The sequence below is a fragment of the Streptococcus chenjunshii genome (genome assembly GCF_003086355.1).
Lineage (GTDB): Bacteria > Bacillota > Bacilli > Lactobacillales > Streptococcaceae > Streptococcus > Streptococcus chenjunshii.
Genome location: NZ_CP031733.1, coordinates 667,488 through 691,898 on the forward strand (window position 1 = coordinate 667,488; position 24,411 = coordinate 691,898).

A 24,411-nucleotide genomic window follows, 5' to 3' on the forward strand; every position below is an offset into this window, starting at 1 on the left:
CTCTCTGCATTTCAATGGCTGGATTAGAGTAGGACTATCCTCCGAATGATGTTATTCGCATTTCCTCACAGTTGGTCAGGCAGGCGTGAAAATTAAGACGCATTCTGACTAAGGGGATCTCACCATAAAATCTGCTTCAATAAAGCAAATTAAACTGGGACACTTTTGTTTTAGATTTTTTAATGCCTGCAGATTTGCAGTTGCGGCTTTAATGCCAAAGGTTTGAAATTTTACAGTCTCTCCGTACAGTTGGCGGATTTACATATCTTTTCAGAGGTATTATAATAAAAACTATGGAGAAAAAGACAATTCATTATAAACTGGAGTTAACACCGGAAATCGTCAGAAAGCTGGAACTGGCTGATAAAATAGAAGCAGAATGGAATACAGACGGACTGTTTATCAAAAAACGAACTGCAAAACAGCGTTCAATGCTGCCTAATTGGGTTTTGGCGGTTTTTAGTCTGGGAGCTGTCCTTATCTTTTTAGCGCTGACTGTTCTGCTGAAAGTTAAGCAGGTGCCTTTGAGCGGCGACTTTTCGATTTCGGGTTTCTTGCTTGTGGGCGGCGGTTTTTTAGCAACTGGTTTTTTTACAATTAATTTTATTTTTAATCGTCGGGCATTCTTAGCGGGTTTGAAAAACCGTATTTTTTGGCGGATGCTGCCGGTTGTTGTCCTTGCCTTCACGACAATTTTGTTTGTGGTTTTATTGGGGTTTGCCTGGCTGCTGGGACAGCTTTTTAAGGGAGTTTCGTTTGATCAGCTGACATCAGCCCTGCTTGTGGGGATTATGATTTATACGGTTACGCTTCTCTGGTCACAGCTGGCTGAGCAAATCAGAGCAACTTGGCTGACTACGGTATTCACGGTCATTATGATGACTGGTGTTTTGCTGTCTATGGCGACGAACAGTTCCAGACAGTGGTGGCAGATTAATTTGAGTTTTTTGGGGACTAAAGCCGCAGAAAACGGCTGGCAGTTCAATATGACTTTGATACTGTCTGCTCTTGTTTTAGTGTCTTTGGTGGATTACCTTTTTGTTGCCCTAGGCCATCATTATGGGAAAGACTGGAAAATGACTGTGCTGAGACTTTTGCTGACCTTTTTGGCTCTTGATTTAGGAGCTGTTGGCTACTTTCCTAATGACGGGGAGTGGCATCATCTGCATACACAGTTTGCCGGCTACTTAATTTATATTGTCATTCTTTTAATTGTCAGTGTCCCTTGGCTGGTACCGCAGGTCACCAAAGATTTTATCACCACTTCCTATCTTATTGGTGCTGTCTTAGTGGCTTTAGAAATCGCTTTTCAGTTTATAGGCTACCTGTCCTTAACTGCTTTTGAAATGTCCGCTTTTTTACTGGCTTTTAACTGGCTTCTCCTGCTGTTTAGCCATCTGGAAAAACTCATTCTCCCTGAGCGGCAGAAACTGCAGCTGAAACTGACAGCAGAGTAATCAGCAGTTCAAGAAGGAATCTTTTGTAATTTTTAGAATATTTGCAAAAAACAGTTGACATTTCTGAAAATAAGTGTATAATAATTAGCAATCAGAAAAGTAGTAAAGAAATGTTTTCAGGAAGTCCGTGGATGCTGTGAACGGGCAGCGGATCTTTATGAAATTGGGCTGATGGCATAAGTTGAAGATAATATATGTTCTTCAGGCAGGCACTCCTTACCGTGCAGCTCCTTGATGGAGGAGATTGAGATTGCGAAAGTTTTGTCATTTCGTAAATTGAGGTGGTACCGCGTTGGACTGACTGGAAGACGCCCTCACACAGATTTTTTTCTGTGTGAGGGTTTTTGTTTTATTATGGCTTAAAGCCGGTTTTTCTCAAAGAAAAAAACAAGAAAGAGGGTGGGACAAAAACCGGTAAATCGTTATAAGATGATGATTTCGATTTTCTTGTCCCGCCTTCGCACAGTTGATTAGGAAGGTCGCTGTCCCTTGCGTGATAAGAGATAAGAATTTCCGATCAAAACGCTTATGTCTAAAAAAGTGAAATGAGGCAGGATTTTGTCCCAGCCTCTGACAAGGCTTCTATCTTCCATTTATTTAAAGGCCGCTCAAGGCTTGCACCAAAATTAGTGTGAGCAGATGTTAGAATTTTAGCAGCACCTGTCTTATTTCAGATTTTATTTGCTGCAGTAATGCAGCAAGTATCCGATATGAGACAGCACAGTGATGAAAAAGAGGTTTCTATGCAGAAGATTTTAAATGCGGATGTTCTCACTCCCATTTTAGCTTATATGCGTCTGAAAGGAGAACATAAAGTTATTCTCGAGAGCATCCCCCGAGAGAAAGCAAACGCCCGCTTTTCTATCGTGGCTTACAATCCAGTATATGAGGTCAGATATGAGGGTGGAAAACTTTATTTGGATGACCGTGTTATAGATCAAGATCCATTTGATTTCTTGAGTCAGCTCAGCATTCGAGAAACACCTGCTAACTTGCCTTTCACGGGGGGAGCTGTCGGCTTTGTAGGCTATGACATGATTTCACTTTATGAGGATATCGGTGTCGTGCCCAAAGACCATATCAATACTCCTGATATGCATTTCTTTGTTTATGAATCGTACTTGGTTTTCGATCATAAAAAAGAAGTGATTCATGTGGTGGAGGACAATATTTATTCTAAGCGCAGCCATGACAGTATGCGTCAAGCTTTAGGAAAAACAATTTCGGATTTGCAAAAACAGGCAGTCAATGAATTTTCACCGCAAGAGCTGCATAAACTGCAGTTTAAAGCTCATCTTGAGAAAAAAACGTTTGAGCATATGGTAGAAAAAGCCAAAGAACTAATCCGTCAAGGGGATATGTTTCAATGCGTGCTAAGTCAGCGCTTTTCCAGCGCTTTTCATGGCGATCCGTTAGACTATTACAGAAATTTACGGGTGACCAATCCCTCCAACTATCTTTATTTTTATGATTTTGGCTCTTATCAGATTATTGGTGCCAGTCCAGAAAGTCTAGTTTCAGTTAAAGATGGTCTTGTAACAACCAATCCAATTGCCGGGACAAGGCCTCGCGGTCAAGATGACGAAGAAGACCGGAAACTGAGTGAAGATTTGCTGGCTGATGTTAAGGAAACAGCGGAGCATCGTATGCTGGTAGATCTTGGCCGCAATGATTTGGGGCGAATCTCTCACATTGGTTCTGTCCGCCTCAGTAAATATATGGATGTTGAATATTTCCGGTATGTTATGCACTTGACCAGTGTCGTCAAAGGCAGGCTTCTTTCTGAACTGACAGCCATTGATGCCCTCAAATCAACCTTACCGGCTGGTACTGTATCAGGAGCACCTAAAATTCGTGCCATGCAGCGGATTTATGAACTGGAAAAGGAGAAGCGCGGTGTCTATGCTGGCGCAATTGGCTATTTATCAGCCAGTGGCGATATGGATTTTGCGATTGCTATCCGCACCATGATTATCAAAGATTATAAGGCCTATGTGCAGGCGGGAGCGGGCATTGTCTATGACAGCATTCCTGAAAAAGAATTTTACGAAACCTTAAACAAAGCCAAGGCGATGACAAAACTGGGAGATGAGCAATGATTTTACTGATCGATAATTACGATTCCTTTACTTACAACCTAGCTCAGTATATCGGCAATCTGACCGCTGTTAAGGTCTTGCGCAATGATGCTGAAGAGTTGTATGATGCGGCGCAGGAAGCAGACGCCCTAATTATTTCGCCAGGCCCTGGCTGGCCCTGCGATGCAGGGAAAACAGAAGATTTGATCAAGGATTTTGCCGGACAAAAACCGCTGCTGGGTATATGCTTGGGACACCAGGCCATTATTGAGAGTTTTGGCGGCAGACTGCGTTTAGCAGAACAGGTTATGCACGGCAAACAAAGTTCGCTTCGTATTGAAAAAAAGGAACCGATTTTTTCAGATATCAGTGAACCGGTGACTGTTATGCGGTATCATTCTATTGCGGCAGACTACATTCCGGCAGACTTTACAGTGACTGCCTACAGTGAGGATGACCGAGAAGTGATGGCGGTTCAGCACAGAAAACTGCCCATTTATGGCTTGCAGTTTCACCCGGAAAGTATTGGGACACCCGCTGGTTTAAAAATGATTGAAAATTTTGTAAAACTGATATAAGGGCAACTGAATTTTTAGACTATTAACTAAAGGAAAAACAAAAAACTGCGCTGCAGAGTATAGATGTACAGATGGCTAATTGAACGGGATACGCCCTAAAATCCTAGTGAAAAAGCTGCCTGCCATCGTGATGCAAGCATCACTTGTCAGTCCCTATTTTCATACGGATTTTTAAACGGCCTTTGTATCTTGATGGAACTGAACACGGCCTAAGCTCTTTGCAAAAAAAGAGACGCAATCGAGGAAGCCTTAAGCGACTTACGAGTGCGACTGCTCTGTGAGCATAAAACTTTCTAGAGTTTAGCGACTCTTTGTCAGTTTTCCTATTTTTGCTGTGAGTTTTTCACGGCTTTTGTATCTTAAGTAAGGAGAGTGTGTTAATGAAAGAGGTTTTTGAACAGCTGGCTGCGAGGGAAGATTTGAATGAAGTACAGATGCAGCAAGTTTTTGAAGATATTTTGGAAGGAAGTGTTTCACAGGCGCAGATTGCTGCTTTCCTGCTGGGGCTGAAAATTAAAGGAGAGACTGCTTCGGAAATCACAGGGATAGTCAAGGCGCTAAAAACACATACAAGGCAACTGCCGCAGACCTTTGATGATGCCATGTGCAACTGTGGAACCGGAGGCGATCAGTCATATAGCTTTAACATCTCGACAACAGTTTCCTTTATTTTGGCTGCCGCAGGCATTCGTGTAGCTAAAGCTGGGAATCGATCAATCTCTTCGAAAGCAGGCTCGGCCGATGTTCTCGAAGCTTTGGGGATAAATGTTGCTGCCGAACCTCATGTTTTGGCAAAAGCTTTAAATCAGGTAGGACTGGCCTTTATCTTTGCCCAGACTATGCATCCGGCAATGCGCTATATCGGCCCGGCCCGTCAGGAGCTCGGTATTCCAACAATTATGAACTTGGTTGGCCCCTTGGCCAATCCGCTTGACTTAGAGACACAGCTTATGGGTCTGTACCGTCCAGAACTGCAGGAGACCGCAGCTCTGGTTATGCATAAATTGGGCCGCAGACGGGCTGTTGTTATCACAGGCCCTGATAATATGGATGAAGCCGCGCTTTATGGAATCAACACTTATACTTTGCTTGACAAAGGGAGGATCAGTCAAGGGACTTTCAACTATCAAGATTTACAGATGGAAAAGGTGGAGCTTCAGGCTATAAAGGGCGGGGATGCTGAAGAAAATGCCCGAATTCTGCTGAGCGTTTTACAAAATGAAGCCAGTCCCTATCTTGAAACCAGTGTTCTTAATGCCGGTTTAGCCTTTTATGCTAATGGGAAAGCAGTTTCTATTAAGGATGGTGTCTTGCTTGCACGTCAGCTTATTGCTGAGGGACAGGCGTTGGCAAAACTTCGCCAGCTTCAGGAGGTGCAGGTATGAAGAAAGAATTTCTGACGAACATTTTAGCACAGAAAAAACAAGAGGTGAGCCAGCTTGCTATGGAAGAGCTTCAGCCCATGCGCAGGACTTACAGTGTTTATGATTATTTTAAGACACATGGGGATCGGCTGCAGGTTATTGCTGAGGTGAAAAAAGCCAGTCCCAGTATGGGAGATATTAATGTAAAAGTGGATGTTCTGTCTCAGGCTAAAAGCTATGAAAGAGCAGGTGCCGCTATGATTTCTGTTTTGACAGATGAATCTTTCTTTAAAGGCAGGATTGATGATTTGGCTATTATTTCAGACCAGGTGGCGATTCCGACATTAGCTAAAGATTTTATCATCGATGAAAAGCAAATTATTCGTGCCCGCAATGCTGGTGCAACAGCTATTTTACTGATTGTAGCCGCCCTGAGCCAAAAGCGTCTTAAGGAACTTTATGATTTTGCTTACGGAATCGGACTTGAAGTCTTGGTAGAGACTCATAATCTCGCTGAACTGGAAGCCGCCCACCAGCTCGAGGCGCGAATCATAGGTGTTAATAACCGCAACCTGCTTACTTTTGAAACAGATATCAATACCAGCCTGTCTTTATCAGCCCATTTTAAAGCTGACAGTGTTTATATTTCTGAATCAGCTATTTTTACCAAAGAGGATGCAGCTGTTTTGGCCCCTTATTTTAACGGAATCTTGGTTGGAACAGCGCTGATGCAGGCAGATAATATAGCAGAAAAGATGGGGGACTTAAAGATTGACAAAAGTTAAGATTTGCGGCTTGTCTACGTCAGAAGGTGTTATCAGTGCCGTAGAAGCCGGCGCCGATTATGTTGGTTTTGTTTTTGCACCCAGCCGCCGTCAGGTTAGTTTGGAACAGGCACATTATTTGGCACAATTAGTTCCCGAAATCGTTAAAAAGGTCGGAGTTTTTGTCAGTCCGAGCTGCGAACTTTTAGAAAAGTTTATCAAGGCAGTTCCGCTTGATATGGTGCAGATTCACGGCAATTTCTCTGAAACAGCTGTTAAAAGGATTTCCGTTCCTGTAATTCGGGCTCTGCAGGTCAAAGATAATGTGCTGCTGCCTGACGGACAGGCAGATTACCTACTATTAGACGCTCCTGTCGCCGGTTCCGGTCAGACATTCGATTGGGAAAAACTGCAGGATAAAACAATCAGCCGTCCCTTTTTCATCGCAGGAGGTCTTAACAGTGAAAATGTGAGGGAAGCGATTCATCTGTTCCATCCCTATGCTGTAGATGTTTCCAGCGGTGTCGAGAGTCAGGGACATAAAGATACCGAAAAAATCAAATTATTTATAGAAAGGGTGAAAACATGACTTACAAGCAACCGAATACAAAAGGGTTTTACGGAAATTTTGGCGGCCAGTTTGTCCCAGAAACATTGATGACAGCAGTTATTGAACTGGATCAGGCTTACCGAGAGGCTAAAGAAGATCCTTCCTTCCAGAAAGAGCTGACCGCTCTTTTAAAGGATTATGTTGGCCGGGAAACGCCGCTCTATTATGCAGGGCGCTTAACGCAGCATATCGGCGGGGCTAACATTTACCTTAAACGTGAAGACCTTAATCATACCGGCGCCCATAAGATTAACAATGCTCTAGGGCAGGTCCTTCTTGCTAAGCGCATGGGCAAAAAGAAAATTATTGCTGAAACCGGTGCGGGTCAGCATGGTGTTGCAACGGCTACAGCGGCAGCACTTTTTGATATGAAATGCACCATTTATATGGGAGAGGAAGATGTCAAACGCCAGGCACTGAATGTTTTCCGTATGGAGCTGCTTGGAGCCGAAGTACATGCTGTCAAAGACGGATCGCGTGTTCTTAAAGACGCTGTCAATGCTGCCCTGCGCAGTTGGGTGACCAATATTGACGATACTCATTATATCATGGGCTCTGCTCTTGGACCGGCGCCCTTTCCCGAAATTGTCCGTGATTTGCAGTCCGTGATTGGCAGTGAGGCTAAAAAGCAGTTTGCTGCTGTGTCCGGCGGTCAACTGCCAGATGCAGTTTTAGCCTGTGTCGGAGGAGGTTCCAATGCTATCGGGCTCTTCTACCCTTTTGTTAATGATACTTCTGTAGCTATGTATGGTGCAGAGGCAGCTGGATTAGGGCTGGACACAGACCGGCATGCTGCCACTTTTGCTAAAGGCCGCCCCGGTATTCTGCATGGGGCTCTGATGGATGTCCTGCAAGACGAACATGGACAGATTATGGAGGCTTTCTCTATTTCAGCAGGTCTTGACTATCCGGGTGTCGGCCCCGAACATTCTTATTTCAAAGCAATAGGACGGGCAAGTTATGCTGCAGTGACAGATGAAGAAGCCTTAGAGGCCTTTCAGCTCCTGTCCCGCTTAGAGGGGATTATCCCGGCTCTGGAATCCAGTCATGCGATTGCCTTAACTCAAAAAGTGGCTAAAGAGCTCGGTCCTGATAAATCTATCATTGTCTGTCTGTCAGGCCGAGGCGATAAAGATGTATCGCAAGTTCAAAAACGATTGGGACAAGCTGCATCAGAAGGAGAAAAAGCATGACAAAAACACTGACAAAACATTTTAAAAAAATACAAGCAGCAGGTCAGAGGCTCTTTGTTCCTTATATCATGGCGGGAGATCACGAACAAGGACTCGGAGGTCTCTCTGCAACTGTTCATTTTTTGGCTGCAAATGGTGCTTCAGCTATTGAAGTTGGGATTCCTTGGTCTGATCCAGTCGCCGACGGGCCGGTTATTGAAGCAGCTGGGCAGCGCAGTTTAGCCAAAGGGGTCAGTTTAACCGCTGTTGTTGAGAAGCTTCAGGAGGAAACAAGCCCTGTTCCTCTTGTTATTATGACCTATTTCAATCCGGTCTTTCAATACGGTGTTAAAAAATTTATTGATAATCTAGCTTCAACAGATGTTAAAGGGCTTATTATTCCCGATTTACCGCATGAACACGAGGATTTTGTCCGCCCTTTTTTGGAAGATACCGATATTGCTCTGATTCCCCTTGTTTCTTTAACAACGGGACTGGAGCGTCAAAAGAAATTGATTAAGGATGCAGAAGGCTTTATCTATGCGGTTGCTGTTAACGGTGTTACTGGAACTGGTCAGAAATATCAGGACAATCTGGATAATCATTTAAGCAGACTTTCTGCTATAGCTGACATCCCAGTACTCACAGGATTCGGTGTTTCGGAATTAGCGGATGTTGAACGGTTTAATCGAGTATCTGATGGTGTTATTGTCGGAAGTAAAATTGTCAGGGATCTTCATCTGGGGCAAGAAGCAGACCTGAGCTCTTTCATCCGGCAGGCGGTCTACGGCAGCAATCACTAACAGCAGGGGTGTGTGAGATGGCAAGACCGTTCATAAGATTGCTTTAAGCTAGAAAATCAGTTCCCATGCTGTTAACAGCAGATAAGCAGTTGCTAAAAAAGGAACAAAGGGGATAGCTTTGTTCTGTTTACAGAAAAAAAGCATAAAGAAGATTCCCGATAGGCTGCTTAATTGGATAATCCATAAGATTTTTTGGCTGTCTACTGCCAGAGCCAGCGCAGCTAAGTACAGAAAATCGCCGCTTCCCATCTTCATATTGATGAAGCTGCCCGCAATTCCCAAAAGAAAGAGGCTGACAGCCCAGATATTCCACTCGCCGAAATATAAAAGAGGCAGAACAAAACATCCCCAAATGAGTAAAGGATAGGACTGTTCCCTGATATCGTAAATACTGAGTACACAGCTGAAAATAAGCAACAGCAGCTGTTCTGCGGTCAGCAGTCCTGCACTCCATAAAATAAAGGCTAATCCGCAGGCTCCCTCGAAAAAACAGTACCAAAATGAAATTCTGCTTTTGCAGAAACGACAGCGAAAACGGTTGACAATCTGTGAAACAAGAGGGACTAAATCTCTGGGTGACAGAGTTTGGCCGCAGCTGTCGCAGCGACTCCTGGGAACAATAATTGATTCATTGGGAAAACGCTTGATAACTACCCCTAAAAAAGAGGCGATGCTGGCACCTAAAAAGAAATATAAAAAAGTCTTCATATCTCCTTATTCGTAATTAAAGATAAACAAAATGCTTGTTTTTTATTTGCTGACGTTCTAAAATAGAAGTATAGGAAATAATAATCATTCTAAATAAGCGAGGTAATTGTTATGACTCAAACAGCGATTCAAAGTCTTTATACATCCATCACACACAGTATTTCAAATCAAGAAGCTTCCAGCAATGAGAAAACAAAAGCAGTGCTGAATCAGGCTGTAGCGGATTTATCTACGGCTGCTTCGATTGTACATCAAGTTCATTGGTATATGCGGGGACCGGGCTTTTACTACCTGCATCCAAAAATGGATGAGCTCATGGACAGCCTCAATGACCATCTTGACGAAATGAGTGAACGCTTGATTACCATTGGCGGCGCTCCTTATTCGACATTGCAGGAATTTGCTGACTACTCTAAACTGGAAGAAAATCAAGGCAGTTTTGATCAAACGATGGATGACCATCTGGCGAAACTGGTTGAGGTATATACTTACCTTTCTAACCTTTATCAAGTGGGTCTTGATATCACTGATGAAGAAGGTGATGCACCGACTAATGATCTCTTTACAGCAGCGCAGGCAGATGCTGATAAAACCATCTGGATGCTTCAGGCTGAGCGCGGACAGGCCTCAAAAAAATAATTAATACCGCTAAATAACTGAAGTTAATCTCCCCTTGTAGTATACTAGTACTAGGAATACTTATAAAAGAGGGGAGGTTTTAATTGTGAAAGAAAAATTATTTATTATAGGGGATGTCCACGGAGAATATGCTATGCTTGAAGAACTGCTCCGTCATTGGAATCCGGCAGACGAACAGCTGGTCTTTCTGGGAGATTTAGGTGACCGAGGGCCGGATCCTAAGAACTGTTTTTTAAAAGTCTATGAATTGGTTCAGACAGCAGGAGCTGTCTGTGTCAGTGGCAATCATGAGGACATGCTGCTGAATTGGTTGGCTGATCCCAAGAAAGAAATCGGTCTTTATCTTTTAAATGGCGGCCGCACTACTATAGAGAGTTTCTTTTATCAGGGCATTTTAGCAGAAAAATCCCCTCAGGAAATAGCTCAGTTGTTTGAAAAGGATTACTCTGACTTACTGCTGTTTTTAAAAAATTTACCTTTGTACTATGAAAGCGACTTCTGTCTCTGTGTACATGCGGGTGTCAATCTTGATTTAGCGGACTGGCGTCAAAGTTCCAGATATGATTTCATCTGGTCACGCGAAGAATTTTTTGCTAAAGATGCTGCTTTAGATAAGCTTACTATCTTTGGCCACACACCGCTTCCTTATCTTCATCAAAATACCGGCCAGACGCATTTATGGTATCATAACAATAAACTCAACATTGATGGCGGAGCTGCTTACGGCGGCTCACTGCACGGGGTGGTTATTTCTGACGGCAGGCTGCAAGCTGACTACCAAATTTTCAGCAAAAATTATCACCTCTCTTAGCTGTAAGCCGGATAATATGAGAAAAGTCTGATTTTTTAGCGGATAAACCTTTATCCACCTTGAAAACAGGCTTTTTTTTTGCTAAAATTTTGATATGAAAACACTTTATGATGTGCAGCAGCTGTTAAAAAATTTTGACATCTATGTTTATATCGGCAAACGTCTATATGACATTGAGGTTATGAAAATCGAATTAGAGAAGCTCTATGATAATGGCTTGATTGAAAAAGACGATTACCTGCAGGCGGAACTGATTCTGCGGCGTGAACACAGATTAGAGTTAGAAAAAGAAAAGGAAAGAAAAAATGAGTCAAAAACTTTTGGGTATTGATCTTGGCGGAACAACCATCAAATTTGGGATTTTAACTCTGGACGGGGAAATTCAGGAAAAATGGGCGATTGACACAAATATTCTGGAAGACGGCAGGCATATTGTTCCGGATATCGTCGCTTCACTTAAACACCGTTTGGCACTTTATGGTCTAAGCAAGTCTGATTTTATCGGAATTGGTATGGGGTCGCCGGGAGCCGTTGATCGAGACAGCAAAACGGTTACCGGAGCTTTTAATCTTAACTGGGCCAAAACACAGGAAATTGGTTCCATTATCGAGAAAGAGTTAGGTATTCCTTTTGCCATTGACAATGATGCCAATGTTGCTGCCTTGGGAGAACGCTGGGTCGGAGCCGGGGCTAATAATCCGGATGTTGTTTTTGTGACGCTTGGCACAGGCGTAGGCGGCGGCGTTATCGCTGATGGCAGCCTGATCCATGGGGTTGCCGGAGCTGGCGGAGAAATCGGTCATATCATCGTCGAAGCAGAGAACGGTTTTCCCTGTACCTGCGGCAATGAAGGGTGCTTGGAAACAGTAGCTTCAGCAACGGGTGTGGTGCGTCTGGCACGCTATATGGCAGAAAGCTATGAGGGTGATTCTGCTGTTAAGGCGGCGATTGACAATGGTGATGAGGTGACCAGCAAGGATATCTTTACAGCCGCAGAAGAAGGGGACAGCTTTGCTGATTCAGTTGTCGAAAAAGTTGGTTTTTATTTAGGACTGGCTGCGGCCAATATTGCCAATATTTTAAATCCGGACTCCATTGTCATTGGCGGTGGTGTTTCAGCGGCTGGTGAATTTTTACGCTATCGGATTGAAACCTATTTTCTTAAATTTGCTTTTCCGCAAGTGAAAAAATCAACTAAAATTAAAATTGCTGAATTAGGCAACGATGCTGGTATTATTGGTGCGGCCAGCCTAGCCAGCCAGTTTGCTTGATAAAAGAAATCCGGCCTAAGCTCTTTGCAAAAAAGAGACGCAATCGTAGGAAGCCTTAAGCGACTTACAAGTGCGACTGCTCTGTGAGCATAAAACTTCCTAGAAACTAAAGTTTCTGCGTCAGTTTTCCTATTTTTGCTGTGAGCTTTTAACGGCCTTTGTATCTTAATGGAACTGAACACGGCCTAAACGCTGCGAGAAAAAGACAGCCCTCCCTGGAGTCTTTAGTGACTCGGCGGTCAGGCTCCTATTTTCTCTTTGCGTTCTTAACGGCCTTTGTATCTTGATGAATTGAACACGGCCTAAACGCTGTGAGAAAAAAGACAGCCCTCCCTTGAGTCTTTAGTGACTCGGCGGTCAGGCTCCTATTTTCTCTTTGCGTTCTTAACGGCCTTTGTATCTTGATGAATTGAACACGGCCTAAACGCTGTGAGAAAAAAGACAGCCCTCCCTTGAGTCTTTAGTGACTCGGCGGTCAGGCTCCTATTTTCTCTTTGCGTTCTTAACGGCCTTTGTATCTTGATGAATTGAACACGGCCTAAACGCTGTGAGAAAAAGACAGCCTTCCCTTGAGTCTTTAGTGACTCGGCGGTTAGGCTCCTATTTTCTCTTTGCGTTCTTAACGGCCTTTGTATCTTGTGTAAAGGAGTTTGGATGGAATCTTGGATTTTTGTAATTGTTGTTCTGTTGCTTTTTTTGGGTTGGATGGCTTGGAATTATTTTCGAGTTCGCAGGGCAGCTAAATTTGTGGGCAATGCTGAGTTTGAAGCATTAATACATGGTGCTCAGCTGGTTGATATTCGTGAGCCTGCCGCTTTTCGCAGCAAACATATTTTAGGGGCCCGCAATCTGCCGGCGGCGCAGCTTGAGGCATCACTTTCGGCACTCCGTAAAGACAAGCCGGTTTTGATTTACGATGCCAGCAGAAGCTCTGCTCTGCCGCGCGTTCTGACAAAACTCAAAAAAGCAGGTTACACTGATCTTTATGTTCTGCAGGATGGATTTGACTATTGGACTGGAAAAACTAAGGAAAACTAATCCTTATCATAGATAACGGAAATGAGCGCTGAAAAAATGAAGTTGGAAAATCATATTGATAAGGATGCCCTAAAAACCAAAAATATAGATAAACAAATTTTCCAAATTGATTTGGAATTGAGTCAGACAGCAGACCCTGATGAAAGAAAAAAATTGGAAGCTCTGCGGGCTATTTATGTCAAACGCTTCCGAGAAAATAAGCGGCGGCAGTTTATGAAAAGGCTTCTGCTGGCTCCGCTTATTTTTCTGGCTTTGATAGCTCTGTATCTCTTTCTGAGTTTTAACAGGGATACAGCTGACAGCCAAAAAAGCTGGGCACAGTCAGGCAGTACAGTTTCCGAGGCTGTTTCTTCAAATTCGTCATCATCAGCTGCATCCGCTTCTTCCAAGGCTCAGGCATCTGACCGGCTGCCCGCTGAACTTATTGGGACGTGGACGACAGGTGATTATGGCGGTGTTATTCTGACTATCAGTAAAGACGGTATCATCACTAAAACGCAGGATAACTATGTTATGTCAGAAGAGATTATCCGTTATGAAGAACTGGCTCCTAATGTCTACCGCTTTTATCCGGCTAGCGGAAGTGAGCTGGCATCTTCTTTGATATTCAGCGGAATTGGGGGAACCGGCACTGCTGGACATCCGTTAAGATACGCCACAGGAATTTATATCAATGGCGATACGGTTTATCCGCAATTATGGAGTACAATAGAGGAGGATTTCACCTACACGGTGAAGACTGATATTAAAATGACCCGAGGTCAAAAAAAGACAGCTTCATCTTATGTTGATACAACTGATTTAGAGAAGGAGCAGGTCCAGTACTGGGTTCTCTCTGTTTTTGCTTCGCAGAACCGATTGTCGAATGCCCAAAAAAATGATTACTTTGTTAATGTGAAGCTCTATAACGATCAGCTGGTTTATGCGAGTGTCCGTAAAAAGAGTGCGGCGGACGAGAGAATTGCTCTCTACCGTGTTAATGCTGACGGCTACCTTGAACAGGGCACACTTGAAGCGACTGACTGGGCCGTCGTAAGTACAACTTACAGTGAATAATAACTGAAAACTAATTTGAAATGATTCAAGTTAGTTTTTTTATTAAGATACAAAGGCCGTTAAGAACGCAAAGAGAAAATAGGAGCCTGACCGCCGAGTCACTAAAGACTCCAGGGAGGGCTGTCTTTTTCTCGCAGCGTTTAGGCCGTGTTCAGTTCCATTAAGATACAAAGGCCGTTAAAAGCTCACAGCAAAAATAGGAAAACTGACGCAGAAACTTTAGTTTCTAGGAAGTTTTATGCTCACAGAGCAGTCGCACTCGTAAGTCGCTGATACTTCCAACTGTTTGTATCTCTTTTTCCGAGCTTTTAGGCCGTCTTCAGTCCATTCATCAACCGGTTCGACTACATTTGAAAACATTTACAATCAGCTTTCTTCTGTTTTTTGAGCGATTTTATGGTATAATTCATAAGTTAAGAATAAAAGGAAGGGCCTGTACAGCCTAGATGCCGTTTCAAAAAGGACATTTCTAAATTTTGTTTTGATTCAGCCTTTAGGTTTGTGCATCTTATAAGATGACGAAAATAAGAGACGATATACGCAATGTTGCTATTATTGCACACGTTGACCATGGAAAAACAACACTTGTTGATGAATTATTAAAGCAATCCCACACGCTTGACGAGCGTAAGGAACTGCAAGAGCGGGCCATGGACTCTAACGATTTGGAAAAGGAACGCGGGATTACCATTTTAGCCAAAAATACGGCTGTTGCTTACAATGGTGTGCGTATCAATATTATGGATACTCCCGGGCATGCTGACTTTGGCGGCGAAGTTGAGCGAATCATGAAAATGGTGGACGGAGTTGTTCTTGTTGTTGATGCTTATGAAGGCACAATGCCGCAAACGCGCTTTGTGTTAAAGAAGGCTTTAGAGCAGAATTTAACGCCTATTGTTGTTGTTAATAAAATTGACAAACCATCTGCGCGTCCGGAAGAAGTTGTTGATGAAGTTCTTGAGCTGTTCATTGAACTGGGAGCAGATGATGACCAATTGGAATTCCCTGTTGTCTATGCTTCAGCTATCAATGGGACATCATCCCTTTCAGATGATCCCGCCGATCAGGAACATACGATGGTCCCTGTTTTTGATACCATTATTGAGCGTATCCCTGCTCCGGCTGATAATTCTGAGGAGCCGCTGCAGTTTCAAGTATCCCTGCTTGATTATAACGATTTTGTCGGCCGTATCGGTATCGGCCGTATCTTCCGGGGAACTGTAAAAGTTGGTGACCAAGTCACGCTGTCAAAACTGGATGGAACAAGGAAGAACTTCCGTGTGACAAAACTTTTTGGTTTCTTTGGTCTGGAACGCCGTGAGATTCAGGAAGCTAAAGCCGGCGATTTAATTGCCGTTTCAGGTATGGAGGACATTTTTGTCGGTGAAACCATTACGCCGTCAGATGCGGTTGAACCTCTGCCGGTTCTGCATATCGATGAGCCGACCCTTCAAATGACATTCTTGGCTAATAATTCTCCTTTTGCTGGCCGTGAAGGGAAGTTTGTGACTTCACGCAAGGTTGAAGAACGTCTTTTGGCTGAGCTTCAGACAGATGTTTCTCTTCGTGTTGAAGCAACCGACTCACCTGATAAATGGATTGTTTCCGGCCGGGGAGAACTCCATCTGTCTATCCTCATTGAAACAATGCGGCGTGAAGGGTATGAGCTTCAGGTCTCCCGTCCGGAAGTGATTATCAAAGAGATTGACGGTGTAAAAATGGAGCCTTTTGAGCGTGTGCAGATTGATACACCGGAAGAATATCAGGGTGCAGTTATCCAGTCGCTTTCAGAGCGCAAAGGAGAAATGCTGGATATGCAGTCAACAGGTAATGGACAGACACGGCTGATTTTCCTTGCTCCGGCCCGCGGGCTGATCGGCTACCCGACTGAATTTCTGTCTATGACACGCGGCTACGGCATTATGAACCATACTTTTGATCAGTACTTGCCGGTTATTAAGGCTGAAATAGGCGGCCGCCACCGCGGCGCTCTGGTCTCAATTGATGCTGGCAAGGCAACAACTTATGCGATTATGTCTGTTGAAGAACGGGGAACAATCTTTGTTAATCCTGGGACTGAAGTCTATGAAGGAATGATTGTCGGAGAAAATTCACGAGACAATGATTTAACGGTCAACATCACCAAGGCTAAACAAATGACTAATGTCCGCTCTGCTACAAAAGATCAGACGGCTGTAATAAAGACACCGCGTATTTTAACGCTGGAAGAATCCCTTGAATTTCTCAATGATGATGAATATATGGAAGTGACGCCTCAGTCTATTCGATTGCGCAAACAGATTTTGGACAAAAATCAGCGGGCCAAGGCTGCCAAAAAGAAAAAAGCAGCAGAAGAGTAGGACTGACATTAAGAATCAGGGTAAGAAGATTGGGAGGCGCCGATGTTTTATTTGATTATTGCTATCTTAGTTGTTTTGTACTATTTTTTTATGGCCCCCAAAACCATAAGGAACACGCTGAATATGATCGGTCTGGCTGCTTCAGTTGTTCTGCTGCTTACATTGGCTGTCATGAGTTTCATCAAGATTATTCAGTTTCCGCCGGAGATTTTTGTGACGATCGGAATGGTGCTGTTAGCTTATTTTGCTTTTAAAGATATATGGAATCTGGCACCGAAAAAACCTAAAAAATAGAATTTAAGGTATCGAAAAAAGCACCTTTGACCTTTTTCGGCTTGTAAAACGGCCTTTATCAGCCGAACCGGCTGCCGGCTTGTTTCAGACTCCTGAAACAAGCCTTTTTAGTTAGAGAAGCTAAGGCTGTAAAAACTGCCAGAACAGAGGGTGATTGCTGTATAGTTGGAGCTTAAGACAGACACTCTGGCAGCAAAAATATAAAAGAATGATTGTTTAAAACGATTGATAGTTCTGCTGCTGCGGCAGTCTTTCTTAAAATCTTGAAAATCCCCTTAAATAAGGTTAAAATAATAGAGATAAAATAATGGAATTGGATAAACTATGAAAAAGATAAGACAGTTTGCGAACAAAAAAGTACTGGTGCTTGGTCTGGCACGTTCCGGTGAAGCGGCTGCGCGTTTACTTGCTGAATTAGGGGCGATTGTCACAGTTAACGACGGGAAGCCTTTTGATGAGAATCCAGCTGCTCAGACACTGCTGGAAGAAGGCATTAAAGTTATCTGCGGGAGCCATCCGCTTGAACTGCTAGATGAAAATTTTGAATTGATGGTTAAAAATCCTGGGATCCGCTATGACAATCCGATGGTGGTACGGGCTCTCGATAAGAACATGCCTGTAATTACAGAAGTTGAACTGGCTTATCTTGTGTCAGAAGCACCAATTATTGGAATAACAGGTTCAAACGGTAAAACGACAACCACAACAATGATTGCCGATGTATTAAATAAGGGCGGCGTTAACGGGCTTCTGTCTGGGAATATCGGTTTTCCTGCAAGTGAAGTTGTACGGACCGCAGAAGAAAATGATACGCTGGTTATGGAACTTTCCAGCTTTCAGTTAATGGGGACAAAGGCATTTCATCCTCATATTGCTGTTATTACGAATTTGCTGCCTACACATATTGATTATCATGGGTCTTTTGCAGACTATGCGGCTGCCAAATGGCGTATTCAAAAACAGATGGGGCCTTCTGATTTCTTGGTTCTCAATTTTAATCAGGAACTGGCAAAGGAATTTGCACAAAAAACGCAGGCGAGTGTAGTGCCTTTTTCGACTAAGGAAAAAGTTGATGGTGCTTACTTGGAAGAAGGAATGCTTTGCTTTAGAGGAGAGGCGGTTATGCCTGCCGATGCTGTCGGTGTCCCGGGGGAACATAACATTGAGAATGCTTTAGCTGCAATCGCTGCTGCTAAACTATCTGGCATTGATGATAAAGCTATTCAGGAAAGCCTCAGCAGCTTTCATGGGGTGAAGCACCGCCTGCAGTTCTTAGGCGATGTTAATGGTGTTAAGTTCTACAATGACAGTAAGTCAACTAATATTTTAGCGACACAGAAAGCACTTTCCGGTTTTGACAATGCAAAGGTTATTCTCATTGCGGGCGGACTGGACCGCGGTAATGAGTTTGATGAGCTGGTGCCGGATATCACAGGATTGAAAAAGATGATTATTTTGGGAGAATCTGCGCCACGTCTTAAACGTGCAGCAACTAAAGCCGGTGTTTCCTGGCTTGATGCTAAAGATGTCAAAGAAGCTGCGGACTTAGCCTTTGCTGCTGCTCAGCCAGATGACTTAATTCTCCTCAGTCCAGCAAATGCCAGCTGGGATATGTATAAAAACTTTGAAGTACGCGGCGATGAATTTATTTCTGCCTACACAGCACTGAAGGAGAAGGCTCATGACTAAAAAAATAGTTTTTACGGGCGGCGGAACAGTGGGTCATGTGACTTTAAACCTTCTTCTTATTCCCAGATTTTTGGAGGATGGCTGGGAGATTCACTATATCGGTGATAAAAAAGGGACAGAGTATGAGCAGATTAAACAGGCCGGTTTAGCTATCCATTTTCATGCTATTGCGACAGGAAAGCTGCGCCGCTATTTCTCTTGGCAGAATGTGGCAGATATCTTTAAAGTGATTTTTGGTATTCTGCAGTCTCTGTTCATCTTAGCTAAAATTCGTCCGCAAGCCCTTTTTTCTAAAGGCGGTTTTGTGTCGGTTCCGCCTGTTATTGCTGCCAGAGTTCTGAGGGTTCCTGTTTTTATTCATGAGTCAGACTTATCGATGGGCCTGGCTAATAAAATTGCCTATAAATTTGCAACGACAATGTATACCACCTTTGAGCAGGCTGTATCCTTAGACAAGGTAAAACATGTGGGGGCTGTTACCAAGGTTAACAAACAAGAAGAATCAGCTGACAGACTGACGGATGTTCGGCTGCAGTTTGATTCTCGGCTCAAGACCCTTCTTTTCATTGGCGGATCTGCTGGAGCTAAAGTATTTAATGATTTTATCAGTCAGACGCCGGAACTGACTGATAACTATAATATCATCAATATTTCCGGCGACAGAAATCTCAACACACTGACAAAAAATCTTTATCGGATAGACTATGTGACCGACCTTTATCAGCCTTTGCTGTCTTTATCAGATGTAGTTGTGACACGCGGAGGTTCTAATACGCTCTTTGAACTATTGGCTCTGCAAAAGCTGCATTTAATTGTTCCGCTTGGTAAAGAAGCCAGCCGCGGGGATCAGCTGGAAAATGCGGCTTATTTTGAAAAAAAAGGTTATGCTAGGCAATTAGCTGAGAATGATTTGAATTTTTCTAATTTAAAAACTGAAGTGGATGTGCTGCTTGCTGAGAAGGCAGCTTATCAAGAAAAAATGGCAGCTTCCGGAGAAATCAAATCACCAGAAGCTTTCTACAGCTTGCTCATGCAAGATATCAATGCCAAAACAAAAGGAAAATAAATGGCCAAACAGAAGAAAGAAAGAAAAGATGATACAGTTCTGACCGAATGGCAGAAACGAAACATCGAATTCCTAAAAAGGAAAAAGAAAGAGGAAGAAGAGAAAAAAAAGCTAAAGCAGGAACTTCAGGAAGAAAAAAGAGCCCAGATTAGAAAACAATTAAACGCAGGTTCAGATGAGGAAAATGCTAAAGAACCGGCAGCTGATGAGCAAAAAAAGAAGAAACCTGCTAAAAAACGCCAAATAAAAAAGCAGGCTAAGCAGAAGCGCAAAAAGCATTTAACTAAGAAACAGAGAGCTTGGCGTAAAGCCAGCCCGGTGATGGTTGTTTCTCTAATGGTTCTCTTATTCTCCTTGTTTTTAATTTCTCCGTACAGCAAAAGGAAAATCCTCAATGTTGAAGGCTTGACCCATGCTCTTGAAGAAGATGTTCTGGCTCAGTCAAAAATTTCGGACTCAGACTATTTCTTTTCTCTCATCTTTCAGCCTGCTCCCTATGAACAGGCAATCAAGCAGGCAAATATGTGGGTAAAAAAAGCTGCTATAAGCTACAGTTTCCCTAATATCTTCACTATTAAAATTAAGGAGTATGATGTTGTCGGTTATATGCAGACAGATGCCGGCTATCAGCCGATTTTGGAAAACGGTAAACATGCTGCTGCTGTCAACATTACAGAATTGCCTGATAATTATCTTATCATCAATTTAGAAAATAAAGATGACATTCAGACTTTGGTGAAAACTTTTGCATCTATGGACAAGGACTTGATCAGCAACATTAAGAGCGTTGACCCTGCAGCTACCTCGGCCACAGCAGATTTGCTTTCCCTGACGATGTATGACGGTAATATTGTTAAAGTACCGCTGTCGGAAATTAAGACAAAACTCCCTTATTACAGTAAGATTAAAAGCACACTCAGCGAACCTAGCATTATTGATATGGAAGTCGGACTTTTTGCAACGACAGCGGCTATTGAAGAGGCAGCTGAAACCGCGAAAGAAGAACAAAGTGAACCTGTTCCTGAGGATGGTGAAAGCACTGCCGACGAAAATCCTGAAACTCAAGAAGAGTCTGCAGAGGAAGCTGCCGATGATACACAGGAAACTCCGGCTGAATCTGTTCCGGAAGCTGAAGCAGAGCAGTAAAAAGATTAAGTTTATATAACAAAAAACGTAAAATATGAACATTTTACGTTTTTTTATGATATAATATTTTCTGAATAATTCTGTTTTTTAAACAGGTTTTAGTATGGAAAAAGTTTGGAAAGATAGTGAGGTCGAGTGAATGGCTAGAAATGGCTTTTTTACAGGATTAGATATAGGGACTAGCTCGATTAAAGTTCTTGTTGCGGAGTTTACAGCCGGTGAGATGAATGTTATCGGTGTCAGTAATGTTCCCAGCACAGGCGTAAGAGATGGTATCATTGTTGATATTGAGTCTGCTGCAGAAGCGATCAAAACGGCTGTGGAGCAGGCAGAAGAAAAAGCTGGCATGACTATTGATAAGATTAATGTTGGTTTGCCAGCTAATCTTTTGCAGATTGAACCAACACAGGGTATGATTCCTGTTCCCAGTGATTCCAAAGAGATCAGGGATGAGGATGTTGAGACAGTCATCAAGTCGGCCTTAACGAAAAATGTCAGTCCGGAGCGCGAAGTGATTTCGCTTGTGCCGGAAGAGTTCATTGTTGACGGTTTTCAGGGCATTCGTGATCCGAGAGGAATGATGGGAATCCGTCTGGAAATGCGCGGGCTTATTTATACTGGACCGAGCACTATCCTGCATAATTTGCGCAAGACTGTTGAGAGAGCCGGAATCAATGTTGAAAATGTGATCATCTCCCCTCTGTCAATGACTAAGTCTGTCTTAAATGAAGGGGAACGTGAATTTGGTGCCACGGTAATTGATATGGGCGGCGGCCAAACATCGGTTGCTTCTATGCGGGAGCAAGAACTGCAATTCACCAACACTTATCCTGAAGGCGGTGAGTATGTCACTAAAGATATTTCCAAAGTTCTAAAAACCTCGCTGCAGATTGCAGAAGCGCTTAAATTTAATTTTGGACAGGCTAACTTGGCTGAAGCCAGTATGACTGAAACGGTTCAGGTTGATGTTGTCGGAAGCGATGTTCCTGTTGAAGTGACGGAACGCTATCTGTCTGAAATTATTTCAGCCCGTGTAAAACATATTTTGGAGCATGTCAAACAGGATTTAGAACGTGCCCGGCTGTTAGAACTCCCTGGAGGAATTGTTCTCATTGGAGGCGGTGCTATCATGCCTGGCATTGTTGAAGTGGCTCAAGAGATTTTCGGAACCACTGTTAAACTCTATGTTCCTAACCAAGTCGGCATTCGCAATCCGATGTTTGCTAATGTTATCGGGCTTGTCGAGTATGTTGGCAGAATGACTGAAGTTGATGTGATTTCGCAGAGAGCTGTAGCTGGGGAAGAACTCTTAAGACGCAAACCGATTGATGTTGAGCCGCGCAGCCAAGCAGCTCCGGCTTTTAGTGAACCTGAAATGCCTGCACAAACTCCACAGCAGCCTCTTCAAGCGCCTGCTCAGCCCGAGCAGCCTGCTAATAAGCCAAAACAAAAAATGAGCGAGCGTGTGCGCGGGATTTTTGGCAGTATGTTTGATTAAAGTAAAAGTGAGGAAACAAAATGACATTTTCATTTGACACTGCATCAGTTCAGGGTGCAGTTATTAAAGTAATTGGTGTCGGCGGCGGCGGCGGCAACGCCATTAACCGAATGATTGATGAAGGCGTAGCGGGAGTTGAGTTTATTGCTGCCAATACTGATGTACAGGCGCTCAGCTCTTCCAAAGCTGAAACGGTCATTCAGCTTGGTCCTAAACTGACTCGCGGACTCGGTGCCGGGGGTCAGCCTGAAGTTGGCCGCAAGGCAGCCGAAGAAAGTGAAGAGGCTCTGACTGAAGCACTTACTGGTGCGGATATGGTCTTTATCACTGCTGGTATGGGCGGCGGCTCCGGAACAGGAGCAGCACCTATTATTGCCCGTATTGCTAAAAGTTTAGGCTCGCTTACCGTTGCTGTGGTAACAAGACCTTTTGGTTTTGAAGGCAACAAGCGCGGCAATTATGCGATTGAAGGGATTCAAGAGCTGCGTGAACAGGTTGACACATTACTGATTATCTCTAATAATAATCTTTTAGAAATCGTTGATAAAAAGACACCTCTGCTTGAAGCCCTCAGTGAAGCAGATAATGTTCTCCGTCAGGGGGTACAGGGGATCACTGATCTGATTACAAGTCCGGGGCTCATCAATCTTGACTTTGCGGATGTTAAAACTGTCATGGCAAATAAAGGCAATGCTCTTATGGGGATTGGGATTGGATCCGGAGATGAAAGAATTGTTGAGGCTGCTCGTAAAGCGATCTACTCTCCGCTTTTGGAAACGACTATCGACGGTGCTGAAGATGTCATTGTCAATGTAACAGGCGGTCTGGATATGACGCTTACTGAAGCGCAGGAAGCTTCTGAAATTGTCGGACAGGCAGCCGGTCAAGGTGTCAATGTCTGGTTGGGAACAGCTATTGATGAAAATCTTAGGGACGAAATTCGAGTCACTGTTGTTGCGACCGGTGTCCGTCAGGACAAGTCTGATCAGGTAGCTGGTCTGCGTCCGCAGCGCAGTTTTACTCAGGCTAATGCTCAGCAGGCAGCTGGGGCACAGTATGCGCAGAACCGCGTAGATGACGGTCAGGCCAATTTTGAGCGCAATAATTTTGACATGCCGGATGCGCCAAGTATGCCGCCTCGCTCTCCGCAAAATCAGAATGCTCAGCCATCATCTGCTTTCGGTAACTGGGATTTGCAGCGTGACAATATCACACGTCCAGCGGAAGGTGAAATAGACAGCAAACTGAAAATGTCTACTTTCTCAGCTGCTGATGAAGCAGATGACGATGAATTAGAAACTCCGCCTTTCTTTAAAAACCGTTAAGATGAATTTACAAGAAAATAAAGAGTTTATCTTTCAGCAAGTAGCAGAAGCTGCTCAGCAGGCCAACCGTCCTTCAGACAGCGTATCTGTTATTGCTGTGACAAAGTATGTAGACAGTGATGTTACCAAGCAGCTTATCGATACCGGAGTCAGACATATTGGAGAAAACCGGGTTGATAAGTTTCTTGATAAATACGAACTCCTTAAAGGAACCGGTGTCAGCTGGCATTTGATTGGCAGCCTGCAGAGGCGCAAAGTCAAGAATGTTATTAATTATGTTGATTATTTTCATGCTTTAGATAGTATTAAACTGGCTTCTGAAATTCAAAAGAGAGCAGAAAAAACGATTAAATGTTTTTTACAGGTTAATATTTCCGGTGAGGAGAGCAAACATGGTTTTAAAGTCAGCGAGGTTGATCAAGCGCTGTTTCAAATAGCGGAGTTTGACAAAATTGAACTTGTCGGTCTTATGACAATGGCTCCGCAGGCGGCATCTGATGCAGAAATTAATACAATTTTTGAGCAGGCAAATAAACTGAGAATAACTTTACAGAATAAAAAGTTAAAGAATATGCCCTTTACGGAATTAAGCATGGGGATGAGCGGTGATTTTAAGCTGGCTGTCCAAAATGGTTCAACATTTGTACGTATTGGTACTGCATTCTTTAAGTAAATGGAGAGAGT

Annotated in this window: 23 protein-coding genes; 22 read left to right on the plus strand and 1 reads right to left on the minus strand. The window is 43.5% G+C overall.

Annotated features, from left to right (window positions below):
- Positions 1–293 precede the first annotated feature (293 nt).
- The 8 genes from DDV21_RS03410 (at position 294) to trpA (ending at position 8,826) form a co-directional block, all read left to right on the plus strand.
- Entirely contained in the window at positions 294–1,457 is a 1,164-nt protein-coding gene (locus tag DDV21_RS03410; RefSeq protein ID WP_116877892.1) for a permease, read from the plus strand.
- Between the two features lie 743 nt (positions 1,458–2,200).
- The gene (gene trpE, locus DDV21_RS03415) at positions 2,201–3,556 is read left to right on the plus strand and encodes an anthranilate synthase component I (protein ID WP_116877891.1); all 1,356 of its coding nucleotides are present in this window, start codon (positions 2,201–2,203) and stop codon (positions 3,554–3,556) included.
- On the plus strand, positions 3,553–4,113 hold the full coding sequence (locus DDV21_RS03420) for an aminodeoxychorismate/anthranilate synthase component II (protein WP_116877890.1): 561 nt from the start codon (positions 3,553–3,555) through the stop codon (positions 4,111–4,113). The genes trpE and DDV21_RS03420 overlap by 4 nt, the downstream gene beginning before the upstream one ends.
- Positions 4,114–4,493: 380 nt before the next feature.
- Positions 4,494–5,498: an anthranilate phosphoribosyltransferase gene (trpD, locus tag DDV21_RS03425; protein WP_116877889.1), complete on the plus strand. Its 1,005-nt coding sequence runs from the start codon at positions 4,494–4,496 to the stop codon at positions 5,496–5,498.
- On the plus strand, positions 5,495–6,262 hold the full coding sequence (trpC, locus tag DDV21_RS03430; protein WP_116877888.1) for an indole-3-glycerol phosphate synthase TrpC: 768 nt from the start codon (positions 5,495–5,497) through the stop codon (positions 6,260–6,262). Before trpD ends, trpC begins: the two co-directional genes overlap by 4 nt.
- Positions 6,249–6,830: a phosphoribosylanthranilate isomerase gene (locus DDV21_RS03435; RefSeq protein WP_116877887.1), complete on the plus strand. Its 582-nt coding sequence runs from the start codon at positions 6,249–6,251 to the stop codon at positions 6,828–6,830. The genes trpC and DDV21_RS03435 overlap by 14 nt, the downstream gene beginning before the upstream one ends.
- Entirely contained in the window at positions 6,827–8,044 is a 1,218-nt protein-coding gene (gene trpB, locus DDV21_RS03440) for a tryptophan synthase subunit beta (RefSeq protein ID WP_116877886.1), read from the plus strand. The genes DDV21_RS03435 and trpB overlap by 4 nt, the downstream gene beginning before the upstream one ends.
- Positions 8,041–8,826 carry a tryptophan synthase subunit alpha gene (gene trpA / locus DDV21_RS03445; protein WP_116877885.1) on the plus strand — a complete coding sequence of 262 codons (786 nt, stop codon included), beginning with the start codon at positions 8,041–8,043 and terminating at the stop codon, positions 8,824–8,826. The genes trpB and trpA overlap by 4 nt, the downstream gene beginning before the upstream one ends.
- A gap of 48 nt (positions 8,827–8,874) precedes the next feature.
- On the opposite strand, the gene DDV21_RS03450 is transcribed toward trpA, so the two are convergent.
- On the minus strand, positions 8,875–9,534 hold the full coding sequence (locus tag DDV21_RS03450) for a prepilin peptidase (protein WP_116877884.1): 660 nt from the start codon (positions 9,532–9,534) through the stop codon (positions 8,875–8,877).
- Between the two features lie 111 nt (positions 9,535–9,645).
- Here DDV21_RS03450 and DDV21_RS03455 point away from each other — a divergent pair, with 111 nt between their 5' ends.
- From DDV21_RS03455 to DDV21_RS03520, 14 genes are all read left to right on the plus strand, one after another.
- Positions 9,646–10,173: a Dps family protein gene (locus DDV21_RS03455; protein ID WP_116877883.1), complete on the plus strand. Its 528-nt coding sequence runs from the start codon at positions 9,646–9,648 to the stop codon at positions 10,171–10,173.
- Between the two features lie 85 nt (positions 10,174–10,258).
- The gene (locus tag DDV21_RS03460) at positions 10,259–10,984 is read left to right on the plus strand and encodes a metallophosphoesterase family protein (protein WP_116877882.1); all 726 of its coding nucleotides are present in this window, start codon (positions 10,259–10,261) and stop codon (positions 10,982–10,984) included.
- Between the two features lie 94 nt (positions 10,985–11,078).
- On the plus strand, positions 11,079–11,315 hold the full coding sequence (locus tag DDV21_RS03465) for a YqgQ family protein (protein WP_116877881.1): 237 nt from the start codon (positions 11,079–11,081) through the stop codon (positions 11,313–11,315).
- Complete coding sequence (locus tag DDV21_RS03470; protein WP_116877880.1) at positions 11,290–12,255, plus strand: ROK family glucokinase; 966 nt, start codon at positions 11,290–11,292, stop codon at positions 12,253–12,255. Before DDV21_RS03465 ends, DDV21_RS03470 begins: the two co-directional genes overlap by 26 nt.
- Positions 12,256–12,909: 654 nt before the next feature.
- Positions 12,910–13,293 (plus strand): rhodanese-like domain-containing protein, encoded by a 384-nt coding sequence (locus DDV21_RS03475; protein ID WP_116877879.1) that lies wholly within the window; start codon positions 12,910–12,912, stop codon positions 13,291–13,293.
- 21 nt (positions 13,294–13,314) lie between these two features.
- Complete coding sequence (locus DDV21_RS03480) at positions 13,315–14,349, plus strand: hypothetical protein (protein WP_116877878.1); 1,035 nt, start codon at positions 13,315–13,317, stop codon at positions 14,347–14,349.
- Positions 14,350–14,864: 515 nt separating this feature from the next.
- Complete coding sequence (gene typA / locus DDV21_RS03485) at positions 14,865–16,709, plus strand: translational GTPase TypA (RefSeq protein WP_116877877.1); 1,845 nt, start codon at positions 14,865–14,867, stop codon at positions 16,707–16,709.
- A 42-nt stretch (positions 16,710–16,751) separates the two neighbouring features.
- Entirely contained in the window at positions 16,752–17,003 is a 252-nt protein-coding gene (locus tag DDV21_RS03490; RefSeq protein WP_116877876.1) for a DUF3165 family protein, read from the plus strand.
- Between the two features lie 324 nt (positions 17,004–17,327).
- Positions 17,328–18,692: a UDP-N-acetylmuramoyl-L-alanine--D-glutamate ligase gene (murD, locus tag DDV21_RS03495; protein ID WP_116877875.1), complete on the plus strand. Its 1,365-nt coding sequence runs from the start codon at positions 17,328–17,330 to the stop codon at positions 18,690–18,692.
- A complete protein-coding gene (locus DDV21_RS03500; protein ID WP_116877874.1) occupies positions 18,685–19,758 on the plus strand; it encodes a UDP-N-acetylglucosamine--N-acetylmuramyl-(pentapeptide) pyrophosphoryl-undecaprenol N-acetylglucosamine transferase in 1,074 nt (357 codons plus the stop codon). The genes murD and DDV21_RS03500 overlap by 8 nt, the downstream gene beginning before the upstream one ends.
- Complete coding sequence (locus DDV21_RS03505; protein ID WP_116877873.1) at positions 19,759–20,904, plus strand: cell division protein FtsQ/DivIB; 1,146 nt, start codon at positions 19,759–19,761, stop codon at positions 20,902–20,904.
- A 139-nt stretch (positions 20,905–21,043) separates the two neighbouring features.
- Positions 21,044–22,402 (plus strand): cell division protein FtsA, encoded by a 1,359-nt coding sequence (gene ftsA, locus DDV21_RS03510; protein ID WP_116877872.1) that lies wholly within the window; start codon positions 21,044–21,046, stop codon positions 22,400–22,402.
- Between the two features lie 20 nt (positions 22,403–22,422).
- The gene (gene ftsZ, locus DDV21_RS03515; RefSeq protein WP_116877871.1) at positions 22,423–23,727 is read left to right on the plus strand and encodes a cell division protein FtsZ; all 1,305 of its coding nucleotides are present in this window, start codon (positions 22,423–22,425) and stop codon (positions 23,725–23,727) included.
- Between the two features lies 1 nt (position 23,728).
- Complete coding sequence (locus DDV21_RS03520; protein ID WP_116877870.1) at positions 23,729–24,400, plus strand: YggS family pyridoxal phosphate-dependent enzyme; 672 nt, start codon at positions 23,729–23,731, stop codon at positions 24,398–24,400.
- The last annotated feature ends 11 nt before the right edge of the window (positions 24,401–24,411 follow it).